At 71.3% G+C, this 18,701-nt stretch carries 20 protein-coding genes; 14 read left to right on the top strand and 6 right to left on the bottom strand.

From position 1 onward, the window contains the following. The first annotated feature begins 50 nt into the window (after positions 1–50). The 9 genes from DQW50_RS10385 (at position 51) to DQW50_RS10345 (ending at position 8,513) form a co-directional block, all read left to right on the top strand. Positions 51–1,211: an exonuclease RecJ gene (locus tag DQW50_RS10385; protein WP_112079207.1), complete on the top strand. Its 1,161-nt coding sequence runs from the start codon at positions 51–53 to the stop codon at positions 1,209–1,211. Next, complete coding sequence (locus DQW50_RS18465) at positions 1,208–1,636, top strand: KEOPS complex subunit Pcc1 (RefSeq protein WP_394338586.1); 429 nt, start codon at positions 1,208–1,210, stop codon at positions 1,634–1,636. Before DQW50_RS10385 ends, DQW50_RS18465 begins: the two co-directional genes overlap by 4 nt. Next, a complete protein-coding gene (locus DQW50_RS10375) occupies positions 1,633–2,274 on the top strand; it encodes a 30S ribosomal protein S3ae (RefSeq protein ID WP_112079206.1) in 642 nt (213 codons plus the stop codon). Before DQW50_RS18465 ends, DQW50_RS10375 begins: the two co-directional genes overlap by 4 nt. A 166-nt stretch (positions 2,275–2,440) precedes the next feature. Beyond that, positions 2,441–3,325, top strand: coding sequence for a 3-hydroxyacyl-CoA dehydrogenase family protein (locus DQW50_RS10370; protein WP_112079205.1), 885 nt, complete (start codon positions 2,441–2,443; stop codon positions 3,323–3,325). Beyond that, the gene (locus DQW50_RS10365; protein WP_112079204.1) at positions 3,325–4,146 is read left to right on the top strand and encodes an enoyl-CoA hydratase/isomerase family protein; all 822 of its coding nucleotides are present in this window, start codon (positions 3,325–3,327) and stop codon (positions 4,144–4,146) included. Before DQW50_RS10370 ends, DQW50_RS10365 begins: the two co-directional genes overlap by 1 nt. 133 nt (positions 4,147–4,279) lie before the next feature. Next, on the top strand, positions 4,280–5,449 hold the full coding sequence (locus DQW50_RS10360) for a thiolase domain-containing protein (protein WP_112079203.1): 1,170 nt from the start codon (positions 4,280–4,282) through the stop codon (positions 5,447–5,449). Further along, positions 5,446–6,957: an OB-fold domain-containing protein gene (locus DQW50_RS10355; protein WP_112079202.1), complete on the top strand. Its 1,512-nt coding sequence runs from the start codon at positions 5,446–5,448 to the stop codon at positions 6,955–6,957. Before DQW50_RS10360 ends, DQW50_RS10355 begins: the two co-directional genes overlap by 4 nt. A gap of 122 nt (positions 6,958–7,079) precedes the next feature. After that, a complete protein-coding gene (locus DQW50_RS10350) occupies positions 7,080–7,358 on the top strand; it encodes a DNA-directed RNA polymerase subunit L (RefSeq protein WP_112079201.1) in 279 nt (92 codons plus the stop codon). A 126-nt stretch (positions 7,359–7,484) separates the two neighbouring features. Continuing rightward, on the top strand, positions 7,485–8,513 hold the full coding sequence (locus DQW50_RS10345; RefSeq protein WP_112079242.1) for a glycosyltransferase family 4 protein: 1,029 nt from the start codon (positions 7,485–7,487) through the stop codon (positions 8,511–8,513). Positions 8,514–8,526: 13 nt separating this feature from the next. Here DQW50_RS10345 and DQW50_RS10340 read toward each other — a convergent pair whose 3' ends face one another. Next, positions 8,527–8,868 carry a hypothetical protein gene (locus tag DQW50_RS10340; protein ID WP_112079200.1) on the bottom strand — a complete coding sequence of 114 codons (342 nt, stop codon included), beginning with the start codon at positions 8,866–8,868 and terminating at the stop codon, positions 8,527–8,529. Here DQW50_RS10340 and DQW50_RS18635 point away from each other — a divergent pair. The 4 genes from DQW50_RS18635 to DQW50_RS10325 are packed head-to-tail and all read left to right on the top strand — an operon-like array spanning position 8,867 to position 12,780. Continuing rightward, the gene (locus DQW50_RS18635) at positions 8,867–8,998 is read left to right on the top strand and encodes a hypothetical protein (protein WP_255417633.1); all 132 of its coding nucleotides are present in this window, start codon (positions 8,867–8,869) and stop codon (positions 8,996–8,998) included. The genes DQW50_RS10340 and DQW50_RS18635 overlap by 2 nt on opposite strands. A gap of 34 nt (positions 8,999–9,032) precedes the next feature. Then, the gene (locus DQW50_RS10335) at positions 9,033–10,307 is read left to right on the top strand and encodes a Single-stranded DNA binding protein (RefSeq protein ID WP_112079199.1); all 1,275 of its coding nucleotides are present in this window, start codon (positions 9,033–9,035) and stop codon (positions 10,305–10,307) included. Next, positions 10,304–11,899, top strand: coding sequence for a hypothetical protein (locus DQW50_RS10330; protein ID WP_112079198.1), 1,596 nt, complete (start codon positions 10,304–10,306; stop codon positions 11,897–11,899). Before DQW50_RS10335 ends, DQW50_RS10330 begins: the two co-directional genes overlap by 4 nt. Continuing rightward, the gene (locus DQW50_RS10325; RefSeq protein ID WP_112079197.1) at positions 11,899–12,780 is read left to right on the top strand and encodes a metallophosphoesterase; all 882 of its coding nucleotides are present in this window, start codon (positions 11,899–11,901) and stop codon (positions 12,778–12,780) included. Before DQW50_RS10330 ends, DQW50_RS10325 begins: the two co-directional genes overlap by 1 nt. A gap of 36 nt (positions 12,781–12,816) precedes the next feature. Here the strand turns inward: DQW50_RS10325 and DQW50_RS10320 are convergent, their stop codons facing one another. From DQW50_RS10320 to DQW50_RS10310, 3 genes are read right to left on the bottom strand one after another with little or no spacing between them, the layout of a single operon-like run. Next, positions 12,817–13,911 carry a glycosyltransferase gene (locus DQW50_RS10320; RefSeq protein ID WP_112079196.1) on the bottom strand — a complete coding sequence of 365 codons (1,095 nt, stop codon included), beginning with the start codon at positions 13,909–13,911 and terminating at the stop codon, positions 12,817–12,819. Next, positions 13,912–14,898 carry a glycosyltransferase family 4 protein gene (locus DQW50_RS10315; RefSeq protein WP_112079195.1) on the bottom strand — a complete coding sequence of 329 codons (987 nt, stop codon included), beginning with the start codon at positions 14,896–14,898 and terminating at the stop codon, positions 13,912–13,914. It abuts the gene before it with no gap. Between the two features lie 10 nt (positions 14,899–14,908). Continuing rightward, positions 14,909–15,778 carry a hypothetical protein gene (locus DQW50_RS10310; RefSeq protein WP_112079194.1) on the bottom strand — a complete coding sequence of 290 codons (870 nt, stop codon included), beginning with the start codon at positions 15,776–15,778 and terminating at the stop codon, positions 14,909–14,911. Positions 15,779–15,877: 99 nt separating this feature from the next. On the opposite strand from DQW50_RS10310, the gene DQW50_RS10305 reads away from it, so the two are divergent. After that, positions 15,878–16,897 (top strand): lysylphosphatidylglycerol synthase transmembrane domain-containing protein, encoded by a 1,020-nt coding sequence (locus DQW50_RS10305; protein ID WP_112079193.1) that lies wholly within the window; start codon positions 15,878–15,880, stop codon positions 16,895–16,897. 120 nt (positions 16,898–17,017) lie between these two features. Here DQW50_RS10305 and DQW50_RS10300 read toward each other — a convergent pair whose 3' ends face one another. Both DQW50_RS10300 and DQW50_RS10295 read right to left on the bottom strand, forming a co-directional pair. Further along, positions 17,018–17,470, bottom strand: a complete 453-nt coding sequence (locus DQW50_RS10300) for a hypothetical protein (protein ID WP_112079192.1) — start codon at positions 17,468–17,470, stop codon at positions 17,018–17,020. Beyond that, positions 17,467–18,627 carry a thiolase family protein gene (locus DQW50_RS10295; RefSeq protein WP_112079191.1) on the bottom strand — a complete coding sequence of 387 codons (1,161 nt, stop codon included), beginning with the start codon at positions 18,625–18,627 and terminating at the stop codon, positions 17,467–17,469. The genes DQW50_RS10300 and DQW50_RS10295 overlap by 4 nt, the downstream gene beginning before the upstream one ends. Between the last annotated feature and the right edge of the window lie 74 nt (positions 18,628–18,701).

Below are 18,701 nucleotides of genomic sequence, written 5' to 3'. Positions count from 1 at the left end.
GCGGACCCGAACGAGACGAACACAGACCCGACCCCACCGACGACACACCCGTGACCGAGACCACCGCCGACTCCGCGCCCGCCCCCGACGCGCTCGCCGGCGTCCTCGCCGACGCGCCGTTCGTCCGGCTCGTCGCGACCGACGACGGCGACGCGCTCGCCGCGGCGGGAACGCTCGCCCGCGCGCTCCGCGAGCGTGGGGTGCCGTTCCAGGTCCGGATCGCCCGCGATCCGGTCCCCGACACTGCCGGCGACGACGTCGCGGTCACCCTCGGAGTCGACCGGGGCACACACGCGGTGCCGGGGGCGCGACGGCCCGCGAGCACGACCGCCTTCGCGGTCGCCCGCGAGCTGGGCGTCGAGCCCGACCCGGTGATCGCGTTGGCCGGCGTCGTCGCTGCGGGCTCCGTCCCCGGCACCGACGGCTCGGGCGACGCGCTCGAGGCCGCCGATCGCGCCGGCGCGGTCACCCGGCGTCCCGGCGTGGCGGTGCCGACCGCGGACCTGGCGGACGGGATCGCCGCCTCGACGCTCGTCCGGACGCCGTACTCCGGCGACGTCGAGGCGACCCGGGCCGCCCTCGCTGCGCTCGACCTCCCGGCGGAACTCGACGGCGACGCCCACAGGCAGCTCGCCTCGCTCGTCGCCGTGGACGTCGCCGGCGCCGAGGGAGCGAGCACGCGGAGCGCGTCATCGGTCGAGCGCGCGCTCCGGCCGTACGCGATCGACGCGGCGGCCGGCCCGTTCGAGACGGTCGGCGGCTACGCCGACGTCCTCGAGGCGCTCGCGCGAGAGGAGCCGGGGACGGGCGTCGCGCTGGCGCTCGCGAGCGAGCCGGGCGACGACCTCCGAACGGCCGCGGTCGACGCCTGGCGCTCCCACGGGACCGCTGTCCACCGTACCGTCGACGACGCGACGACCGGCCGGTACGACGGCTGTCTCGTCGCCCGCGTCGACGCGCCGGCGAGCACGCTCCCCACGGTCGCTCGGCTGATCCGGGACTTCCGGTCGCCGGAGCCCGTCGCGATCGCCGTCGACGAGTCGGCGGGACGGATCGCGGCGGCAGGGACCGGCGACCGCGGGATCGGCGACGCCTGCCGGTCGGCTGTCCGCGAGGCGGGCGGCGACGGCTGGGGGGACGAGACCCGCGGCGGGGTCGCCGTCGACGGGGACCCGACGGACGCGCTGGCCGCGCTCCGGGGGGCACTATGACGGGCGAGAGGCGCGCGGAGGCCGGCACCGACGCCTCCAGTGAGGCCGGCACCGACGGCTGCGGGAGCCGGACCGCAGTGGTCCGGACGACCCACGCCGACGCCGACCTCGTCGCGAGCGCGCTCGCGCCCGACGACACCGACTCGATGGCGGTACGCGTCGACGGCGACGCGATCGACTGCCGAATCGAGCGGCCGACGACGGGCGGGTTGCGCTCGACCGTCGACGACTACGTGGTGAACCTGCGGGTCGCGGATCGGGTCATCGAACGGGCTCGCGAACACCGGACCGTCGACGGGACGACCGCGGACGAGACGACAGGCGACGGGACGGCCGCCGACGGGGCGGACGCCCGAGAGACGAACATCCGAGAGACGGACACACGAGACGCAGACGCGGACACCGACACACGACACAACCCATGAGCGAACGATCAGTATCCAAGAGCAGAGAACAGAAGCGCTGGTACTCCGTACTGGCACCCGAACAGTTCGACCGCGCGGAGCTCGGCGAGACGCTCGCCGACGAGCCCGATCAGGTGATCGGCCGCACGATCACGACCACGCTTGGCGAGCTCACCGGCGACTCGAGCGCGAACAACACGAAGCTCACGTTCAAGATCACCGACGTGGGGAGCGACACGGCCTACACCGAGTTCATCAAGTACGAGCTGACGCGCGATTACCTGCGCTCGCTCGTCCGCCGCGGCGCCTCGAAGGTCGAGGCGTCGATCACGGTCGTGACGACGGACGACTACCGGATCCGCGTCCAGCCGGTCGCGCTGACGACGAAGAAGGCGGACCGCTCTCAGGAGAAGGCGATCCGGCGCGTCATGATCGACAAGGTCCACGCTGCCGCCGAGGAGCGCACCTTCGAGTCGTTCGTCGACGCGATCGTCGACGGCAACCTCTCGTCGGCGGTGTACGCCGACGCGAAGACGATCTACCCGTTGCGCCGCGTCGAGGTCCAGAAGCTGACCCTCGAGGCGCGTCCCGAGGAGATCGCCGCCGAGGAGGAGGCCGCCGTCGACGTCGACGCCGACGACGTCGCCGTCGGCGAGTAACCCGGCCGACGACGTCGCGGTCGACGTCGACACCGACGACGCCGCTGTCGGCGAATTCTTCGTTTATCATCCCGACGAGCGACGGTATCGGGAGGCGATCCCGGTTCCCCCCCCGAACCGACCGCACTCGACAGCGTAATGTACATGGTCGATCACGGTGTGACCGATGCGTGTAAGCGTGCTCGGAGCCGGGACCATGGGTCACGGAATCGCACAGGTCGCCGCGACGGCGGGCTACGACGTGACGATCCGTGACCTCGAGGAGGCGATCCTCGAGTCGGGGATCGCGTCGATCGAGTCGAACCTCCAGGGCGGCGTCGACAGGGACAAGCTGACCGACGCGGAGAAGGCGGCCGCCCTGGAGCGGATCGCCACGACCACCTCGCTGCCCGACGCCGTCGCCGACGCGGACCTCGTCGTCGAGGCGGTCCCCGAGGACATGGGCCTGAAACGGGACACGTTCGAGGAGGTGGCCGCCCACGCGCCGGCGGAGGCGGTGCTCGCGACCAACACCTCCTCGCTCTCGGTCACCGCGATCGCGAGCGTCCTCGACCGACCCGAGCGGGCCGTCGGTCTCCACTTCTTCAACCCCGTCCACATCATGGGGCTCGTCGAGATCGTCGTCGGCGAACGGACGGACGAGGAGACGCTCTCGACTGCGACGGAGTTCGTCGAGGCGATCGGGAAGGAACCGGTGACGGTCACCGACTCGGCCGGGTTCGCCTCTTCGCGGCTCGGCGTCGCGATCGGCGTCGAGGCGATCAGAATGCTCGAGGAGGGCGTCGCGGGGCCGCGCGACGTCGATACTGCGATGGAGCTCGGCTACAACCACCCGATGGGTCCGATCGAGCTCTGTGACGTGGTCGGGCTCGACGTCCGCTTGGACATCCTCGAGTACCTCCGCGAGGAGCTCGGTGAGCGCTTCCGCCCGCCGCAACTGCTCAAACGCAAGGTCCGTGCCGGCAAGCTCGGGCGGAAGTCCGGCGAGGGATTCTACGTCTGGGAGGACGGCGAGGTCGTCGGCGTGAGCGGCGAGCGGGGTGGCGACTGATGGCGGGGACGCCGACCGAGGCTGCGGCGGCGGACAGCGGGACGGTGTCGGCGTCGGTGGGCGACCGCGTGGAGGGCGTCGCGACGGTGACGCTCTCGCGGCCCGAGGCGCGAAACGCGCTCGACGCGGAGCTCAGGGCGGACCTCATCGCGGTGTTCGAGGCCGTCGCGGACGACGACGCGGTCCGGGTCGTCGTGGTGACCGGCGACGACGAGGGCGGCGCGTTCGTCGCCGGCGCGGACGTGACCGAGCTCCGCGAGCGCGACGCGCTCGAACAGCGCGCAGCGAGCGAACGGCCGCGGGTCTTCGAGCACGTCGCGGACTGCCCGAAGCCGGTCATCGCCCGCGTGAACGGCCACGCGCTCGGCGGGGGACTCGAGCTCGCGATGGCCTGTGACGTCCGGATCGCAGCCGAGGGCGGAAAGCTCGGCCAGCCCGAGATCAACCTCGGGATCATCCCCGGCGGCGGCGGCACACAGCGGCTCCCCCGACTCGTGGGGACGGGACAGGCGATGAAGCTGATCTGTTCGGGCGAGCTCCTCGACGCGACGACAGCCGCGGAGATGGGGATCGTCGAGGAGGCGTATCCCGCGTCGGAGCTCGACGACCGCGTCTACGACCTCGCCGGGTCGATGGCCGAGAAGAGCCCGGTCGCACTCGAGTTCGCGAAGACGGCGGTCAACGCGAGCGAGCGCATGGACCTCGAGGCCGGGATCGACTACGAGGCCGAGCTGTTCGCCCAGCTGTTCGCGACCGCGGACAAGGACGAGGGGATCGACGCGTTCCTCGAGGACCGCGAGCCGGAGTGGGAGGGTCGGTGACGCCCTCGGGGGACGTTCGGTTCGGACCCTCGGGGGACGTTCGGTTCGGACCCTCGGGGAGTTCGCTCCCGACCGCCGAGGGGACGGATCCGGATCCCGATACGCTTTCCCCCTCGGACCGAAACCCGGGACTATGCGAGACGCCTACGTGGTCGGCGCCGGGCAATCGTCGTTCGGCTCGTTCCCCGAGGAGACGTACCTCACCCTGTTCGACGACGCCTTCGACGCGGCGCTCGGGAGCGTCGACGGCGAGTTCTCCCCCGACGCGATAGACGAGGCGTTCCTCGGCACCCTCGGCGTCGGTGGCCGACAGATCGGGTTGAGCGGGCCCGCCGTGACCGAACACCTCGGGCTCCACGGCGTGCCGACGACCCGGGTCGAGAACGCGTGTGCCGCGAGCGGCTTCGCCTTCCGGCAGGCGGTCACTGCCGTCAAGTCGGGGCTCGTCGACGTCGCCCTGGCGGGCGGCTACGAGGTGATGACGGACGCCAGCTCCGATCACACCCGCTGGTGGCTCGGCGTCAGCGGCGAGACCGAGTGGGAGCGCACGAGCGGCACGACGTTCGCCGGGGTGTACGCCCAGATGGCGAGCGCGCACATGGACGAGTACGGGACGACCGCCGAGGACCTGAGCCGCGTCGCCGTGAAGAACCACGCGAACGGTGCGAGGAACCCGAAGGCGCACCTCGGGTTCGAGTGCTCGCTCGAGGACGCCGTCTCCGCTCCAAGCGTCGCCGACCCGCTGAACCTCTACCACTGCTGTCCGACCACCGACGGGGCGAGCGCGACCCTCGTCGCGAGCGAGGCGGTCGCCCGCGAGGTGAGCGACGCCCCCGTCCGCGTCGCCGGCGCGGGCGCGGCGAGCGGGCGGGTCGGGCTGTTCCAGCGGGAGTCGCTGACGAGCGTCCCGGCGAGCGTCACCGCGGGCGAGAGAGCCTACGAGGCTGCGGGGATCGCCCCCGACGACCTCGACTTCGCCGAGGTCCACGACTGCTTCGCCATCGCCGAGCTGCTCGCGTACGAGGACCTCGGGTTCTGCGAGCGCGGCGAGGCCGGCCGGCTCCTCCGGGAGGGCGTCACCGATCCCGACGGGGAGCTCCCGGTCAACACCTCCGGCGGGCTCAAATCGAAGGGGCACCCCATCGGCGCGACCGGAACCGGCCAGGTCGTCGAGGCGTTCGAACAGCTCCGCGGGGACGCGCACGTCCAGGTCGACGACCCGAGGTACGGGCTGACACACAACGTCGGGGGGAGCGGGGGCGGCGTCACCGTCCACGTGTTCGAACGGGGTGAGCTCGCGTGAGGGGGATCGCCGCCGCCGGGGCGTACGTGCCCCGGTTCCGGCTCCCGGCCGAGGAGCTCGCGTCGGCGTGGGGGACGAGCCACGCGAGCGGAATCCGGCGAAAGGCGGTGCCGGCTGTCGACGAGGACGCCCTGACGATGGCCGTCGAGGCTGCCGAGCGCGCGCTCTCGAGCGACGCGGTCGACCGCGACGAGCTGACGCTCACGGCCGTGGCGACGACGACCCCTCCGGCCGAGGAGGGCGAGTTGCTCCCGCGGCTCGTGCGGGCGCTCGCGCTCCCGAAGTCGGTCGAGACGGCGACGGTCGGCGGCCATACGGCGGCGGGAGCCGAGGCGCTCTCGCGGGCGCTCGACGCCGAGGGGCCGGCGCTCGTCGTCGTCGCCGACTGTCCGGAGGGCGACCCGGCCGAAGGCGACCACCCGCTCGGGGCGGGCGCGGCGGCGTTCGTCGTCGACGACGACCCGTCCGCGCCGGTGACCGGCACCGCCTGGCACACCGAGGAGACGCCGGGGGTCCGGTTTCGCGAGCGCGGCGGGGAGGAGGTGGACTCGCTCGGGGTCACGACCTACCAACGGAACGCGGTCCGCGAGGCGGTGACGGACGCCGTCTCGTCGCTCCCGGTCGACCCCGCGGACGTCGACGCGGCCGCGGTCCACCAGCCGGACGGCCGGTTCCCGTACCGGGCGACCGCCGACCTCCCGGTTTCGAACGAGGCGGTCTCTGCGGGGACCGTCGTGGACCGGATCGGCGACGCCGGCGCCGCCACGGTCCCGCTCGGACTGCTCGCAGCCCTGGACGACGCGGACGCCGCCCTCGACGGCGACGCCGAAAGCGACGCGAACGCCGAAAGCGACACGGACGCAGAAAGCGACGCGGACGACGCCGGCGACGTCGAGAACGAGCCGAACGGCGCCGGGCCGTCGATAGCGGCCTTCTTCGGCGGCGGTACCGCGGTCGCGGTCGCGGTCGAGGGCGGTCTCGCCGTCGAGGGGATCGCCGACCTCGACGGCGGGGCGACGATCGACTACGTCTCGTACCTCCGCGAGCGGGGGTACGTCGTGGACGGCGAGGTCGCGGGCGGCGGCGCCCACGTCAGCCTGCCGAACTGGCGGCGGTCGCTCGACCAGCGCTACCGGCTCGTCGCGGGGGTCTGTCCCGAGTGTGGTAGCGTCAGCTTCCCGCCGGAGGGGGCCTGTCAGTCGTGTCGCTCGCGGGTCGAGTTCACGGAGTTCGAGGCCCCGCGGACCGGGACGGTCCGGGCGCTGACGGTCATCGGCCAGGGCGGCGCGCCGCCGGAGTTCGCGGAGCTCCAGCAGCGCGACGGCGCGTACGCCGTGGCGATCGTCGAACTCGACGCCGACGCTGGACGCGTCCGGCTCCCCGCTCAGATCACCGACGCGGACCCGGGCGACGTCGCCGTCGGCGACGAGGTTCGGGCGACGGTCCGGCGGATCTACGAGCAGGAGGGCGTCCCCCGCTACGGGGTCAAATTCGAGCCGACGGCGTGAGGTGTCGGTCGACCGGGCCCGTCCCCACCCCCGCCACGGTTCGGCCACGCCCCGGCCACAGCTCCGATCGGCCGAGATCCGGGAGACGAAACGTTGAAACGCCGCTCGGGCGAACGACGGGTATGGAACTGCGGGTCATCGAGAAGACCGACACGGAACTCCGCATCGAGATCGCCGGCGAGGACCACACGTTCATGAACGTGCTGAAGGGCGCGCTGTTGGAGACGGAGGAGGTCGCCGCCGCGACCTACGACGTGAACCCCGAGCAGTCCGGCGGCCAGACCGACCCCGTGCTTACGGTGAAATCCAAGTCCGGGGATCCCCTCGACGCCGTCGAGGCGGCGGCGGCGGCGATCACGGAGCGGACGGCTGCGCTCCGCGACGCCGTCACGGCGGCCTGAGCGCGTCGGTCGCTCCGTTTTCTTCCCGTTTTTTGTCGTCCGCGACGTCCCCGGAGCAGTCGTCCGCGAGGGACCATAGCTAAGTAGCGAGTCCCCAATCGTGGACGTATGCCGCCGAGCGTACTCATGTTAGGTTGGGGGTATCCGCCGAACGTCACCGGCGGGTTGGACGTCCACGTCGGGGAACTCTTTTCGGGACTGCGCGACGAGTTCGACGTCGACGCCAAGCTGGTGTTGCCCGCGGAGCTCACGCCCGACGGCGAGCCGGGACTGGAGGGTGTCGAGACCGGCCAGGGCGACGTGGCGACCCGTGTTGGCCGTCTCAGCGACCGATTCGTCGAACTCGCGCCCGACTACGACGTGATCCACACCCACGACTGGTTCGGGTACGGGCCGGGACGGGAGGCGTCGCGGGCCTCGGACGCGACGTGGGTGTCCTCGTTCCACTCGCTGGCGAGCGATCGGAACATCGACCCGCCCACGCGTGAGGTCGAGACCGAGCGCCGGCTCGCGAACGCCGCGGACACGAACATCGCCGTGAGCGAGATCGTCCGCGAGGACATCCGCGAGCTGTACGGGGCCGACTCGCACGTCGTCTACAACGGCTTCTCGACCCCGAAGTTCTCCGGGAAGGACGTCCGCGAGGAGCTCGGGGTCGACGGCGAGATGCTGTTCTTCGTCGGGCGACACACCGACCAGAAGGGGATCTCACACCTCCTGTACGCGATGAAGAAGCTCCGCGGGCGCGACGTCACGCTCGTCGTGGGCGGCTCCGGCCACCAGACGGAACAGCTGAAGCGGTTCGCCGAGCTGGTCGGCATCGAGGAGAAAGTGGAGTTCGTGGGCTACGTGCCCGAGGCGGAACTCGGCGACTACTACGCTGCGAGCGACGCGTTCGTCTCCCCCTCCTTCTCCGAGCCGTTCGGGATCACGATCACGGAGGCGCTCGAGGCGGGCACGCAGGTCGTCTCGACGCGATGTGGTGCCGCGGAGATCCTCCCCGAGGACTGTCTGATCGAGGTCACGCCGGACTCGGAGTCGATCGTCGACGGGCTGATAACCGCGCTCGACAGGGAATCGCCGCCGGAGTACGAGCGCCGGGACTGGTCGGCGGTCGCCGGGGACACGCTCGCGGTCTACGAGGACGTGGCTTGAACGGTCGGCGACCCTACTCGGCCCGGAAGACGTCCATCTCGGTCACCGGCTCCGGGTGCCGAACCCGGAAGCCGTCTGCCGTCTCGACCACGCCGCGGGTGCTCTCGACCGCTCCACGATACGGGGTGCCGTCCTCCTCGCGGGCCTCCGCGCTCTGGTACGGCGAGGTGTACGGGGAGGCGTACGACGACTCCGAGACGGGTTCGTCGAAGTCCTCCGGCGGGAGGTAGATCCGCTCGCCGCCCGCCGAACGCACGACGACCGCCACGTCCCGCGTTCCGGTTACCTCGATGACGGTTCGCTCCGCCGTGACGCGCGTGTCGATCCCGACCTCGCTCGTCTCGATCTCGGCCATGTCCCCCCCTGCGGACGGGAACGGTTTAGCTGTGCCGGACGACCGGATGCGAGCGAGGGACGACCGGATGCGAGCGAGGGACGACCGGATCGCGGTCGGCCCCGACGAGCGGGAGCACACCCCCGGGTGAACCCTTTTGTGGGGTCGCGCCGAACTCCCGACCGATGGACGTCAACAGCCATGCCGAGGAGCTCGCCTCCGACCTCGGCGTCGACAAGACGGAGGTCAAAGCGGACCTGGAGAACCTACTCGAGTACAGCGTGCCGATCGACGAGGCCAAACAGAGCGTCCGCCGGAAACACGGCGGCGGGGGCGGCGGGTCGAGCCCGACGCCCGAGTCGGTCGACCTCGCCGAGATCACCACCGACCACGGCAACGTCACCGTCACCGTCCGGGTGCTCACCCGCGGCACCAGAACGATCCGGTATCAGGGCGACGACCTCACGATCCGGGAGGGCGAGCTCGCCGACGGAACCGGAACGATCTCCTACACCGCCTGGCAGGACTTCGGGTTCGAGCCGGGCGACTCGCTCACGATCGGCAACGCGGGCGTCCGCGAGTGGGACGGCGAGCCCGAGCTCAACCTCAACGAGTCGACGACCGTCGCGATCGCGGACGAGCCCGTCGCGGTCGACCACGAGGTCGGCGGCGACCGCGACCTCGTCGATATCGCTGCGGGCGACCGCGGCCGCAACGTGGAGGTACGCGTCCTGGAGGTCGAATCGAAGACGATCTCCGGGCGCGACGGCGAGACGGAGATACTGGAGGGCGTCGTGGGCGATCCGACCGCGAAGCTCCCCTTCACCGACTGGAACCCGCGCCCCGAGCTGGAGGCCGGCGCGGACCTCAGGATCGAGGACGTCTACGCCCGCGAGTTCCGCGGGGTCCCCTCGATCAACCTCACCGAGTTCACGACGGTGAGCCCCCTCCCGGAGCCCGTCGCGGTCGCTGAGAGCGCGCCACGGCTCCCGGTCGCCGAGGCGGTCGCTTCCGGCGGCATGTTCGACGTCGAGCTGGTCGGCAACGTCCTCGAGGTGCGCGACGGCTCGGGACTCATCGAGCGCTGTCCGGAGTGTGGCCGGGTGATCCAGAACGGGCAGTGCCGGAGCCACGGCGAGGTCGACGGCGAGGACGACCTCCGCGTGAAGGCGATCCTCGACGACGGCACCGAGACCGTCACCGTCGTCCTCGACGACGAGCTCACGGCCGAGGTGTACGGTGGCGGACTCGAGGAGGCGCTCACAGCCGCGACGGACGCGATGGACAAGGACGTGGTCGCGGAGTCGATCGCGGAGGTGCTCGTGGGCAGGGCCTACCGCGTCCGCGGGAGCCTCTCGGTCGACGAGTACGGCGCGACGCTCGACGCGACCGCCTTCGAGGGAGCCGACGACGACCCCGCCGAGGCCGCCCGCGCGGCGCTCGCGGAGGTGCGCCGATGAGCGACGACGGGCCGGGAACCCGCGAGGTCGCCCACCGGCTGTTCGCCGCGGAGTTCGACGACGCCTCGCTGTCGTACTCCGAGAGCGACGAGGAGCGGGCGCCGAACTACGTGGTGACGCCGACGGGCGCGCGGGTCAACCGGCTGTTCGTCGCGGGCGTCCTCACCGAGGTCGAACGCGTCAACGACCGGACGAGCCGCGGGCGGGTGGTCGACCCCTCCGGCGCGTTCGTGACGTACGCCGGCCAGTACCAGCCGGACGAGCAGGCGTTCCTCGAGCGGGTCGAGACGCCCGCGTTCGTCGCGCTGACGGGCAAGGCGCGGACGTTCGAGCCCGAGGACTCGGACCGGGTGTTCACCTCGGTGCGCCCGGAGAGCGTGAGCGAGGTCGACGCCGGCACCCGCGACCGGTGGGTGGTCTCCGCGGCCGAGGCGACGCTCGATCGGCTCGCCGTCCTCGAGCGAGCGCTCGACTCGGACCTCCGCGGCGAGGAGCTCCGCAGTGCGCTCGAAGCGGGCGGCGCGCCCGCGTCGCTGGCAGTGGGGATCCCCAAGGCGATCGCCCACTACGACACCTCCCCCGCGTACATCGAGGCGGTCCGACGGCTCGCCGTCGACGCGCTGGAGCTGATAGCCGGCGAGCGCGACGACGTCCGTGCCCCCGAGATCGCCCCCGACGCCGACAACGATGCGACGGTCGGCCCCCTGCCGGAGACCGACGTGCGGATCGAACCGACTGTGGCCGTCGGAGGGGGTGAGCCGTCGGCCGATCCGGCGGCGACCCCGGACGAGTCCTCACCCGCCACGCCCGCGACGGCCGAACCGCTCGAGGGCGGAACGGGAGACGCCGTCGACGCCGCTGACGCCGTCGACGTTGCCGACGAGAGCGACGCCGTCGACGTTGCCGACGAGACCGGTGATCCCGCCGGGGTCGACGGTTCCGGCGACTCCGAGGCGCTCGGCGAGTCGGACGGTTCGAGCGGAACCGACGACGGGACCGGCCTCGGCGACTTCGATGCCGACGAGACCGAGGACGGGCGGGCCAGCGACGGTGAGGCTGTCGATTCCGACTCGGAGCCGACGGCTCCCGACACCGCCGACGGGATGTACGAGCTCGACGAGGCGGAGCGTGAGGAGATAGAGTCGGAGTTCGGGACCGACTTCGCGACCGGATCCGAGGTCGACGAACCGGGGGAGGCCGACATCGACGTGCCCGGACCCGACGGGCCGTCCGAGGACGGCGAAGCCGGCGAGGGGGACGGGCCCGCGGCCGTGAGCGATGACGACGGGTCGGAGCCGGCGGTCGACGTCGACGACGGAAGCGGGGACGACGGTAGCGGCGGCGAGGGGGACGACGGTAGCGGCGGCGAGGGGGACGACGCGGTCGCCCCCGACGACGTCGACCTCGAGGCCGCGGCGGTCGAGGAGATGGACGCGCTCGACGACGGCGACGGCGCGGACCGTGAGGCGGTCGTCGAGGCGGTCGCGGCCGAGTACGGCGTCGACCCCGAAGCCGTCGAGGACGCCGTCCAGGACGCGCTGATGGGCGGGAAGTGTTACGAGCCGGGCGACGGGTTGCTCAAGGCGATCTGATGGCCGCGGTCGAGCCGGTCGTCGACGAGCCGGCGGCCGTCGCCGACCTCGGCGCGGAGCGGGCGTTGCTCGTCGCGGACGTCCACGCCGGCATCGAGGTCGGCCTCCGCTACGAGCGCGGGGTGGAACTCGAGAGCCGTGCCGACGAGCGCGTCGACCGGCTGTGTTCGCTGATCGACGCGACCGGCGTCGACCGTCTCGTCGTCCTCGGCGACCTGGCACACCGGATCGGCGCGCCGGAGGGCGAAGAGCGCGAGGAACTGGCGAGGCTCGTGTCGGCGGTGACGGACCGCGTCCCGTTGACGCTCGTCGAGGGCAACCACGACGCCGGCGTCGCAGCGGCGTTCGCCGACGATATCGACGTGATCGCGCCCGAGGGGGGCCTCCTGCGGGAAGACGGCACCTCGCGTGAGGGCGACGGTCGGACCGCCGACGCGTCCGGCCTCGGCGTCCTCCACGGCCACACCCGGCCCGACCCGGCGTTGCGGTCCGCCGACGTGGTCTGTATGGGTCACGAACACCCGCAGGTCAGACTCGAGGACGCGGTCGGCGGGTCCCGAACCGAGCGCGCCTGGCTCCGCGGCCCGTTGAACCCCTCCGTCTTCGATGCGGAGGACCACCGGGACGACGGCGAGCGGGAGCCGGACGAAAGCGAGAGGGAGCCGGACGACAGCGAGGGGGAGCCGGACGACGGCGAAGGAGGTCCCGCGGGATCCGGTCCCGAGCTCGTCGTGTTCCCGGCGTTCAACGAGCGCTCCGGGGGCACGTGGATCAACGTCGAAGGCGGGTCGTTCCTCGCGCCGTTCCTCCCGGACGGGCTCGTCGCCGGCGACGCGTACCTCCTCGACGGGACGCGTCTCGGCGACTTCCGACGGATCTAATCGGATCGACCCGACCACAGCGCCACGGTCGTCGGCTCACTCGATGGGGCCCTCGGAGAGCGGCCAGTCGTCCCCGGCCATCGCCGTGGGGTCGGTTGGCGTGCGCGCGTTCCGGTAGAGGTGTTCGAGGTCCTCCAGCGTGCGCTCGACGTCGAACTCCTCGACGGCAGTCCGCGTGTCCCGGTCGGTCGCGAGACACGTCTCGATGGCGTCGACCATCCCGTCGAGATCGCCGAGCGTGAACCGCTCGCCGTTGCCGGAGCCGATCGTCTGATCGAACGGCGGGACGTCGGCCGCGGCGACCGGGGTCCCGCAGGCGTTCGCCTCGAGAGTGGACAGCCCCAGCGTGTCGCCGGTGGAGGCCGTGACGAACGCGTCGACGGACGAGTAGAACGTCGGGAGGTCCTCCCGCGGGAGGAAATCGCGGATCGTCGCGTTCGCCGGCGCGTCGCGCTCGAGTGCCTCGCGACGCGGCCCCTCGCCGACCACGACGAACCGGTACTCGGGGAGGGCCTCGGCGGCTCGAAGCACCTCCTCGACGTTCTTCTCCATGCTGAGCCGGCCGCTGTAGCCGATCACGGTCCGATCGGGGTACCAGTCCTCCGCGGTCGGCTCGAAGAAGTCCATGTCGATCCCGACCGGGAGCGGGACGTGTTCGACGTCGCGGTCGATCCGGTTCGTCGAGGCGGTCACGACGTCGAACGTCCGGAGGAACGCGTTCTCGAGCGGGACGTACAGTCGCGAGAGGACTGCCGCGACCGAGGCGACGCCGACGCTCTGATGGAAGTACTCCTCGAGCGGCGTGTGGTGGGTGTATATCGACGGAAGGCCGCGTTTCCGGGCGTAGTACCGCCCGAGCATCCCGACCGGCGCGGGACCGTGACAGTGGACCACGTCGAGCTCCGGCAGCGTCGAGAGGCGGCGGTACGTCGGGATCCGGTAGCCCTCATAAAAGGGGTTCGGGAGGGACCTGACCGGGATCTCCCGCTCGTCGGGCTCGTAGTCGCCGTCCGGGTAGATCACGTACACCTCGTGGCCCCGCGCCTCGAGTTCGTCGCGCCAGAGGTCGATGGTGTAGGTGACGCCGTCGATCCCGGGGAAGTAGCTGTCGGTGAAGAAGCCGATCCGCACTCAGACCACCCCCTCGTACAGCGACCGGTAGCGCTCCGCCACCGTCTCGAGCGAGAACTCCTCGCTCCGCGCCGCCGCGTTCGCCCCGAGCCGCTCGCGGAGGTCCGGGTCCGCGAGTCGCCCTATCGCCTCGACGAAGGCGTCGACGCCGGCGTCCGCCGCGGTCTTCAGACACTCCCGGCCGTCCTCGAGCCACGCGAACGTCTCGATGTCGCGGACGACGACGGGCTTCCCGGCCGTCATCGCCTCCAACAGGGCGATCCCCTCGTTCTCCTCGTGGGTCGGGAAACAGAACACGTCGCCGGCGGCGTAGGCCCCGCGAACGTCGTCGACGTAGCCGGTGAACGTACAGTTCTCGGGGGCACCCTCGATCAGCGCCGTCGTCTCCCGACCCTTCAACGGGAGGTCGAGCGGGCCGAACCACGCGAAGTCGACGTCGGGTAGCCGGCGGGCCGTCTCGACGAACGTCTCGAGGCCCTTGCGTTTGATCACGTGGCCGACGAGGAAGACGACCGGCTCCGCGAGCTCGTACCGGTCCCGGTAGGTCGCCTCCAGCCCCTCGAAGCCGGCGAGCTTCTCACGGTCGACGCCGTTGGAGATGACCGTCGTCGGGACGTCGGCGTACGACTCGATCACCCCGCGGTTGTACTCGGAGGGGCAGACGAGCGCGTCCGCGAGCCCGTACGCCCACTCGAGGTACGGGCGGAGGGGTTTCGCGAGCGCGTTGGTGAACCGGAAGCTGTCCCCGAAGTCCTCCGCGGTCACGTGCGTGTTCGCGACGACCGGTACCCCCCGGCGTGACGCCCGTCGCGCGTACCACGCCGACCGGGGGCCGAGCAGGTTACAGTGGAACACGTCGGCCTCGAGCGTCGGCTCGGTCGTGTACTCGATCCCGAGGCGGTCGAGCATCTTCCGTTGATGGGCGACGGACTCGCGGATCCCCCCCGTGACCCGCGACTCGAACTCGAAGTAGTGGCTGACCTTCATCGTCCGGCGGTCACTCCACTTCGAGCCACGGCACCTCCATCAGCGGCGGGATGTGCGTCTCGATGTGGTGTTCCCAGACGCCCTCCTCGCCGAAGGCCTCCCCGTGGTCGGCGGTGACGACGACCGTTCCGTCGAGCTCGTCGACCAGGTCCGCGACGGACTCCAAGACGATTCGGAGGTTCTCCTCGTACAGCCGGAGCGCGGTCACGCGGGTCCCGTCCGTCACGAGGTCGGTCGGGTCGAGCTCCAGCCACAGCCCGGCCTTCTGGGCGAACTCGCTGTCGTCCAGTCGGCTCTCGATCTTCGGGCGGATCGAGTCGCCGAGCGAGGAGAGGAGCCCGCCGTCGGAGCCGTCCCCGTCCGCCATCGCCTCTTCTTCCTCCTGGCGTTTGATCCCCTTCTGGATCTGTTTGAGCTTCTGGCCCTTGCCGCGCGAGAGGTACGGCGCGTGCGGTTGCATGTAGTGGAGCACGGTACGGTCGGCCCGCTCGACGGCTGTCCGCTCGTTCCGGAACGCCTCCGCGATCCCCTCCGGCGGCACGGTTCCGAGGTCGTCGTCCCACCCGCTCTTCCAGACGTCGAAGACGTCGCTGATGTGCTCGGAGGCGGTCCACTCGTAGTCACAGCTGGCCCCCCACTTGAGCTCGTTCAGCGGGATCCCCAGGTCGTTGACGAAGGGGTTCCCGGAGAAGTACGCGATGTCGTGCTCGCCGGTGAACGTCCGGTAGGCCCACTCGGGAGTCGACGAGCCCGTACTCCAGCGCTTTTCGACGTCGCCCTCGAGGTAGTCCTCGTAGACGTCCCGGAACACGTCGTAGCGGCACGCATCGAGCACCAGACAGTAGTCCCACTCCGATTCGAGGAAACGCTGGTCTTCCATCGGTTGCGGGTACCTTTCGGATCGACCGTTGTATTCTTATTGGTCCGCGGATCGGTGGCCGATCAGACGATTCAAGTTCGCCACCGCGGTACCCCGGGTATGGCAGACGGGAACCGCAACGCGCTGCTTCTCGGGTCGATCGCGGCGGTCGCCGTCCTCGCGGTCCTGTTCTTCCTCGTCGGTGCGGTGGACGTGATCGACACCCTCCGGTCGGCGGACCCCACGTTCGTCGCAGTGACGGTCGCGTTCGCGCTCTGTTGGCTGCTCGCGTGGAGCCTGATGCTCCGAACCGTCCTCGGCTCGCTCGGCGTCTCGATCCCCGTCGTCACGTCCTTTCTCGTCTACGCCGGCGCGGTGTTCGCGAACAACGTCACCCCGTTCGGGCAAGCCGGCGGCGAGCCGGTCGCCGCCCTGCTCATCTCGAAGGTCTCGAACTGTCGATACGAGACCGGCCTCGCCGGTATCGCGAGCGTCGACGTCCTCAACGTGGTTCCCTCGTTGTCGCTCGTCTTCGTCGGCGTGGGCTACTACGCGACCACCGCCGCCGTCGGCGATCGCCTCGGGACGGCCGTCTCCTCCGCCGTCGTGTTGGTCGGCGGGATCGTGTTCGCGATCGCCGTCGTCTGGCGTTATCGGGAGACGCTCGTCGAGCGCCTCCCGGGAGTCGTCGCCCCGCTGGCCGGCCGACTCGGGCGCGGACGGTACGAGGCAGCGGACCTCGAGTCCGACCTCACGGGACGGCTGGAGCGGTTCTTCGCGGACATCGAGCGGGTGGGGACGAACCGCTTCCGGCTGTCGGCCATCGTCGGCCTGTCGCTCGTCGGCTGGCTCGCGCAGGCGGTCGCGCTGACGGCGGCGTTCGCCGCGGTCGGCCACGCGATCCCGCCGTACGTCGTGCTCTTCGCGATCCCGCTCGCCAACCTCGCCGGCGCGACCCCGATGCCGGGTGGGCTCGGCGGGATCGAGGCCGCCTACGTCGCGCTACTCGTACCGACCACGGGTATCGAGGCGTCGACGATCACCGCGGCCGTGCTCGTGTTCCGCGGCGGCACCTACTGGCTACCCGTCGTGATAGGCGGGGTCGCCACGTCCACGCTCGGGGTTCGGGCGGTGCGATGACGGGAGCGCGGGGGTCCGGCCGACGCGGCCCGCGACGACGATGCGACGATGCGGGCCGCGACGACGATGCGACGATGCGGGCCGCGACGACGATGCGACGACGCGGTACCTACTCGACGGCTACCCGACCGGCCGGAACCGGAACCCGTCCCACGCCTGGCTCTCTGGCTCGCGGATCCCCGCGCCAGGCTCGCGAAGTTCTTCGGCGTAGACGGGTTCGACGCGGTCGCCGACGGCGACGTCGAACGCTCCGCCGTCGGGATCGTCCGGATCGACCGCGACCCCTCCCAGCGCGCGGACGGGCGGACCGTCGTACTCCTCGCCCATCTCGAACTCGACTATCGCGAGCGTGTTGGGCTCGCGGACGCCCGGCGGCGTCGCCGTCGAGGTGGTCCACGTCACGACGCGCGCCTCGTGTTCGCGGAGGTCCACGGTCCCGACCCGCTCCGCGCCGCCCGGCCCGACCGGGTGGGGGGGATACGAGACGCTCCCGTCGGCGTACGCCGCGGCTTCGAAGGTCGGTTCGTCGCTCGCTTCCCCTGTCGCCTCCGCGTCGGCGTCCGTGTCGCTCATTGGCTCCCCTCCAGAATCGCGGTGGTCACGCAGTTCCCGAACCCGCCGACGTTACAGGCGAGGCCCGTCTCGGCGTCGACCTGTCGCGGGCCGGCGTTCCCGGTGACCTGCTCGACTATCTCGTACACCTGTGCGACGCCGCTGGCCCCGAGCGGGTGGCCCTTCGATTTGAGCCCGCCGGAGGTGTTGATCGGGAGGTCGCCGTCGCGGTCGGTGACGCCCTCCTCGACCGCCCTCCACCCCTCGCCCTTCTCGAAGAAGCCGAGGTCCTCGCTCTGGAGGAACTCGAGGATGGTGAACATGTCGTGGAGCTCCGCGACGTCGACGTCGTCGGGGGCGATCCCCGCCATGTCGTAGGCGATCTCAGCGGAATCCACGACCCCGCCCATCGTGGTGGGGTCGGCGCGCTCGTGGACGACGTGGGTGTCGGTCGCGCCGCCGATCCCCGTGATCACGGCGTACTCGCCGTCCGGCGCGTACTCCTCGGCGACCGACTCGGGACAGAACACGAGCGCCGCCGAGCCGTCCGTGATCGGACAGAAGTCGTACAGCCGGAGGGGGTCGGCGACGACCGGCGACTCGAGGACGGTCTCGAGGTCGACCTCCTTGCGGAACTGCGCGTGCGGGTTGTCGACGCCGTTTTTGTGGTTCTTCACCGCGACTTTCCCGAGGCTCTCGCGGGGCGCGTCGTACTCCTCGAGGTAGAGCCGCGCCGTGAGTCCCGCGAACGAGGGGAGCGTCACGCCGTGTTTGTACTCGACCGGGTGGGTGAGCGAGGCGATCACGTCCGTCGCCTCGCTAGTGCTCCGGTGGGTCATCTTCTCGCCGCCGACGAGCATGGTGAGCTCCGACGCGCCGGAGGCGACCGACTGCCACGCAGCGTACACGCCCGCACCGCCCGAGGAGGAGGTCTGGTCGATCCGGGCGGTGTAGGCGGGCGTGGCCGCGAGATCGTGTGCGAGCGCGTTCGGGACGCCGGTTTGCCCCTCGAACTCGCCGCTGGCCATGTTCGAGACGTACAGGTGATCGAGGTCATCGCCGACGATCCCGGCGTCGGCGAGCGCCGCCTCGCCCGCCTCGGCGAGCAGTTCCCGAACCCAGGCGTCGCGTTGCCCGAACCGGGTCATCGACGCGCCGACGATCGCTACGCGTTCCATGCCTCGGGGTCGCCCCGGCGTGGCAAAAGCGTACCTCTCCACGGCCGTGTGGTCGGTTCGACCGGTACTGCCTG

Source organism: Halorubrum sp. 48-1-W, assembly GCF_003287355.1.
In the GTDB taxonomy this organism is placed as follows: Archaea; Halobacteriota; Halobacteria; order Halobacteriales; family Haloferacaceae; genus Halorubrum.
This window is presented reverse-complemented; position numbering and strand designations above follow the sequence as displayed.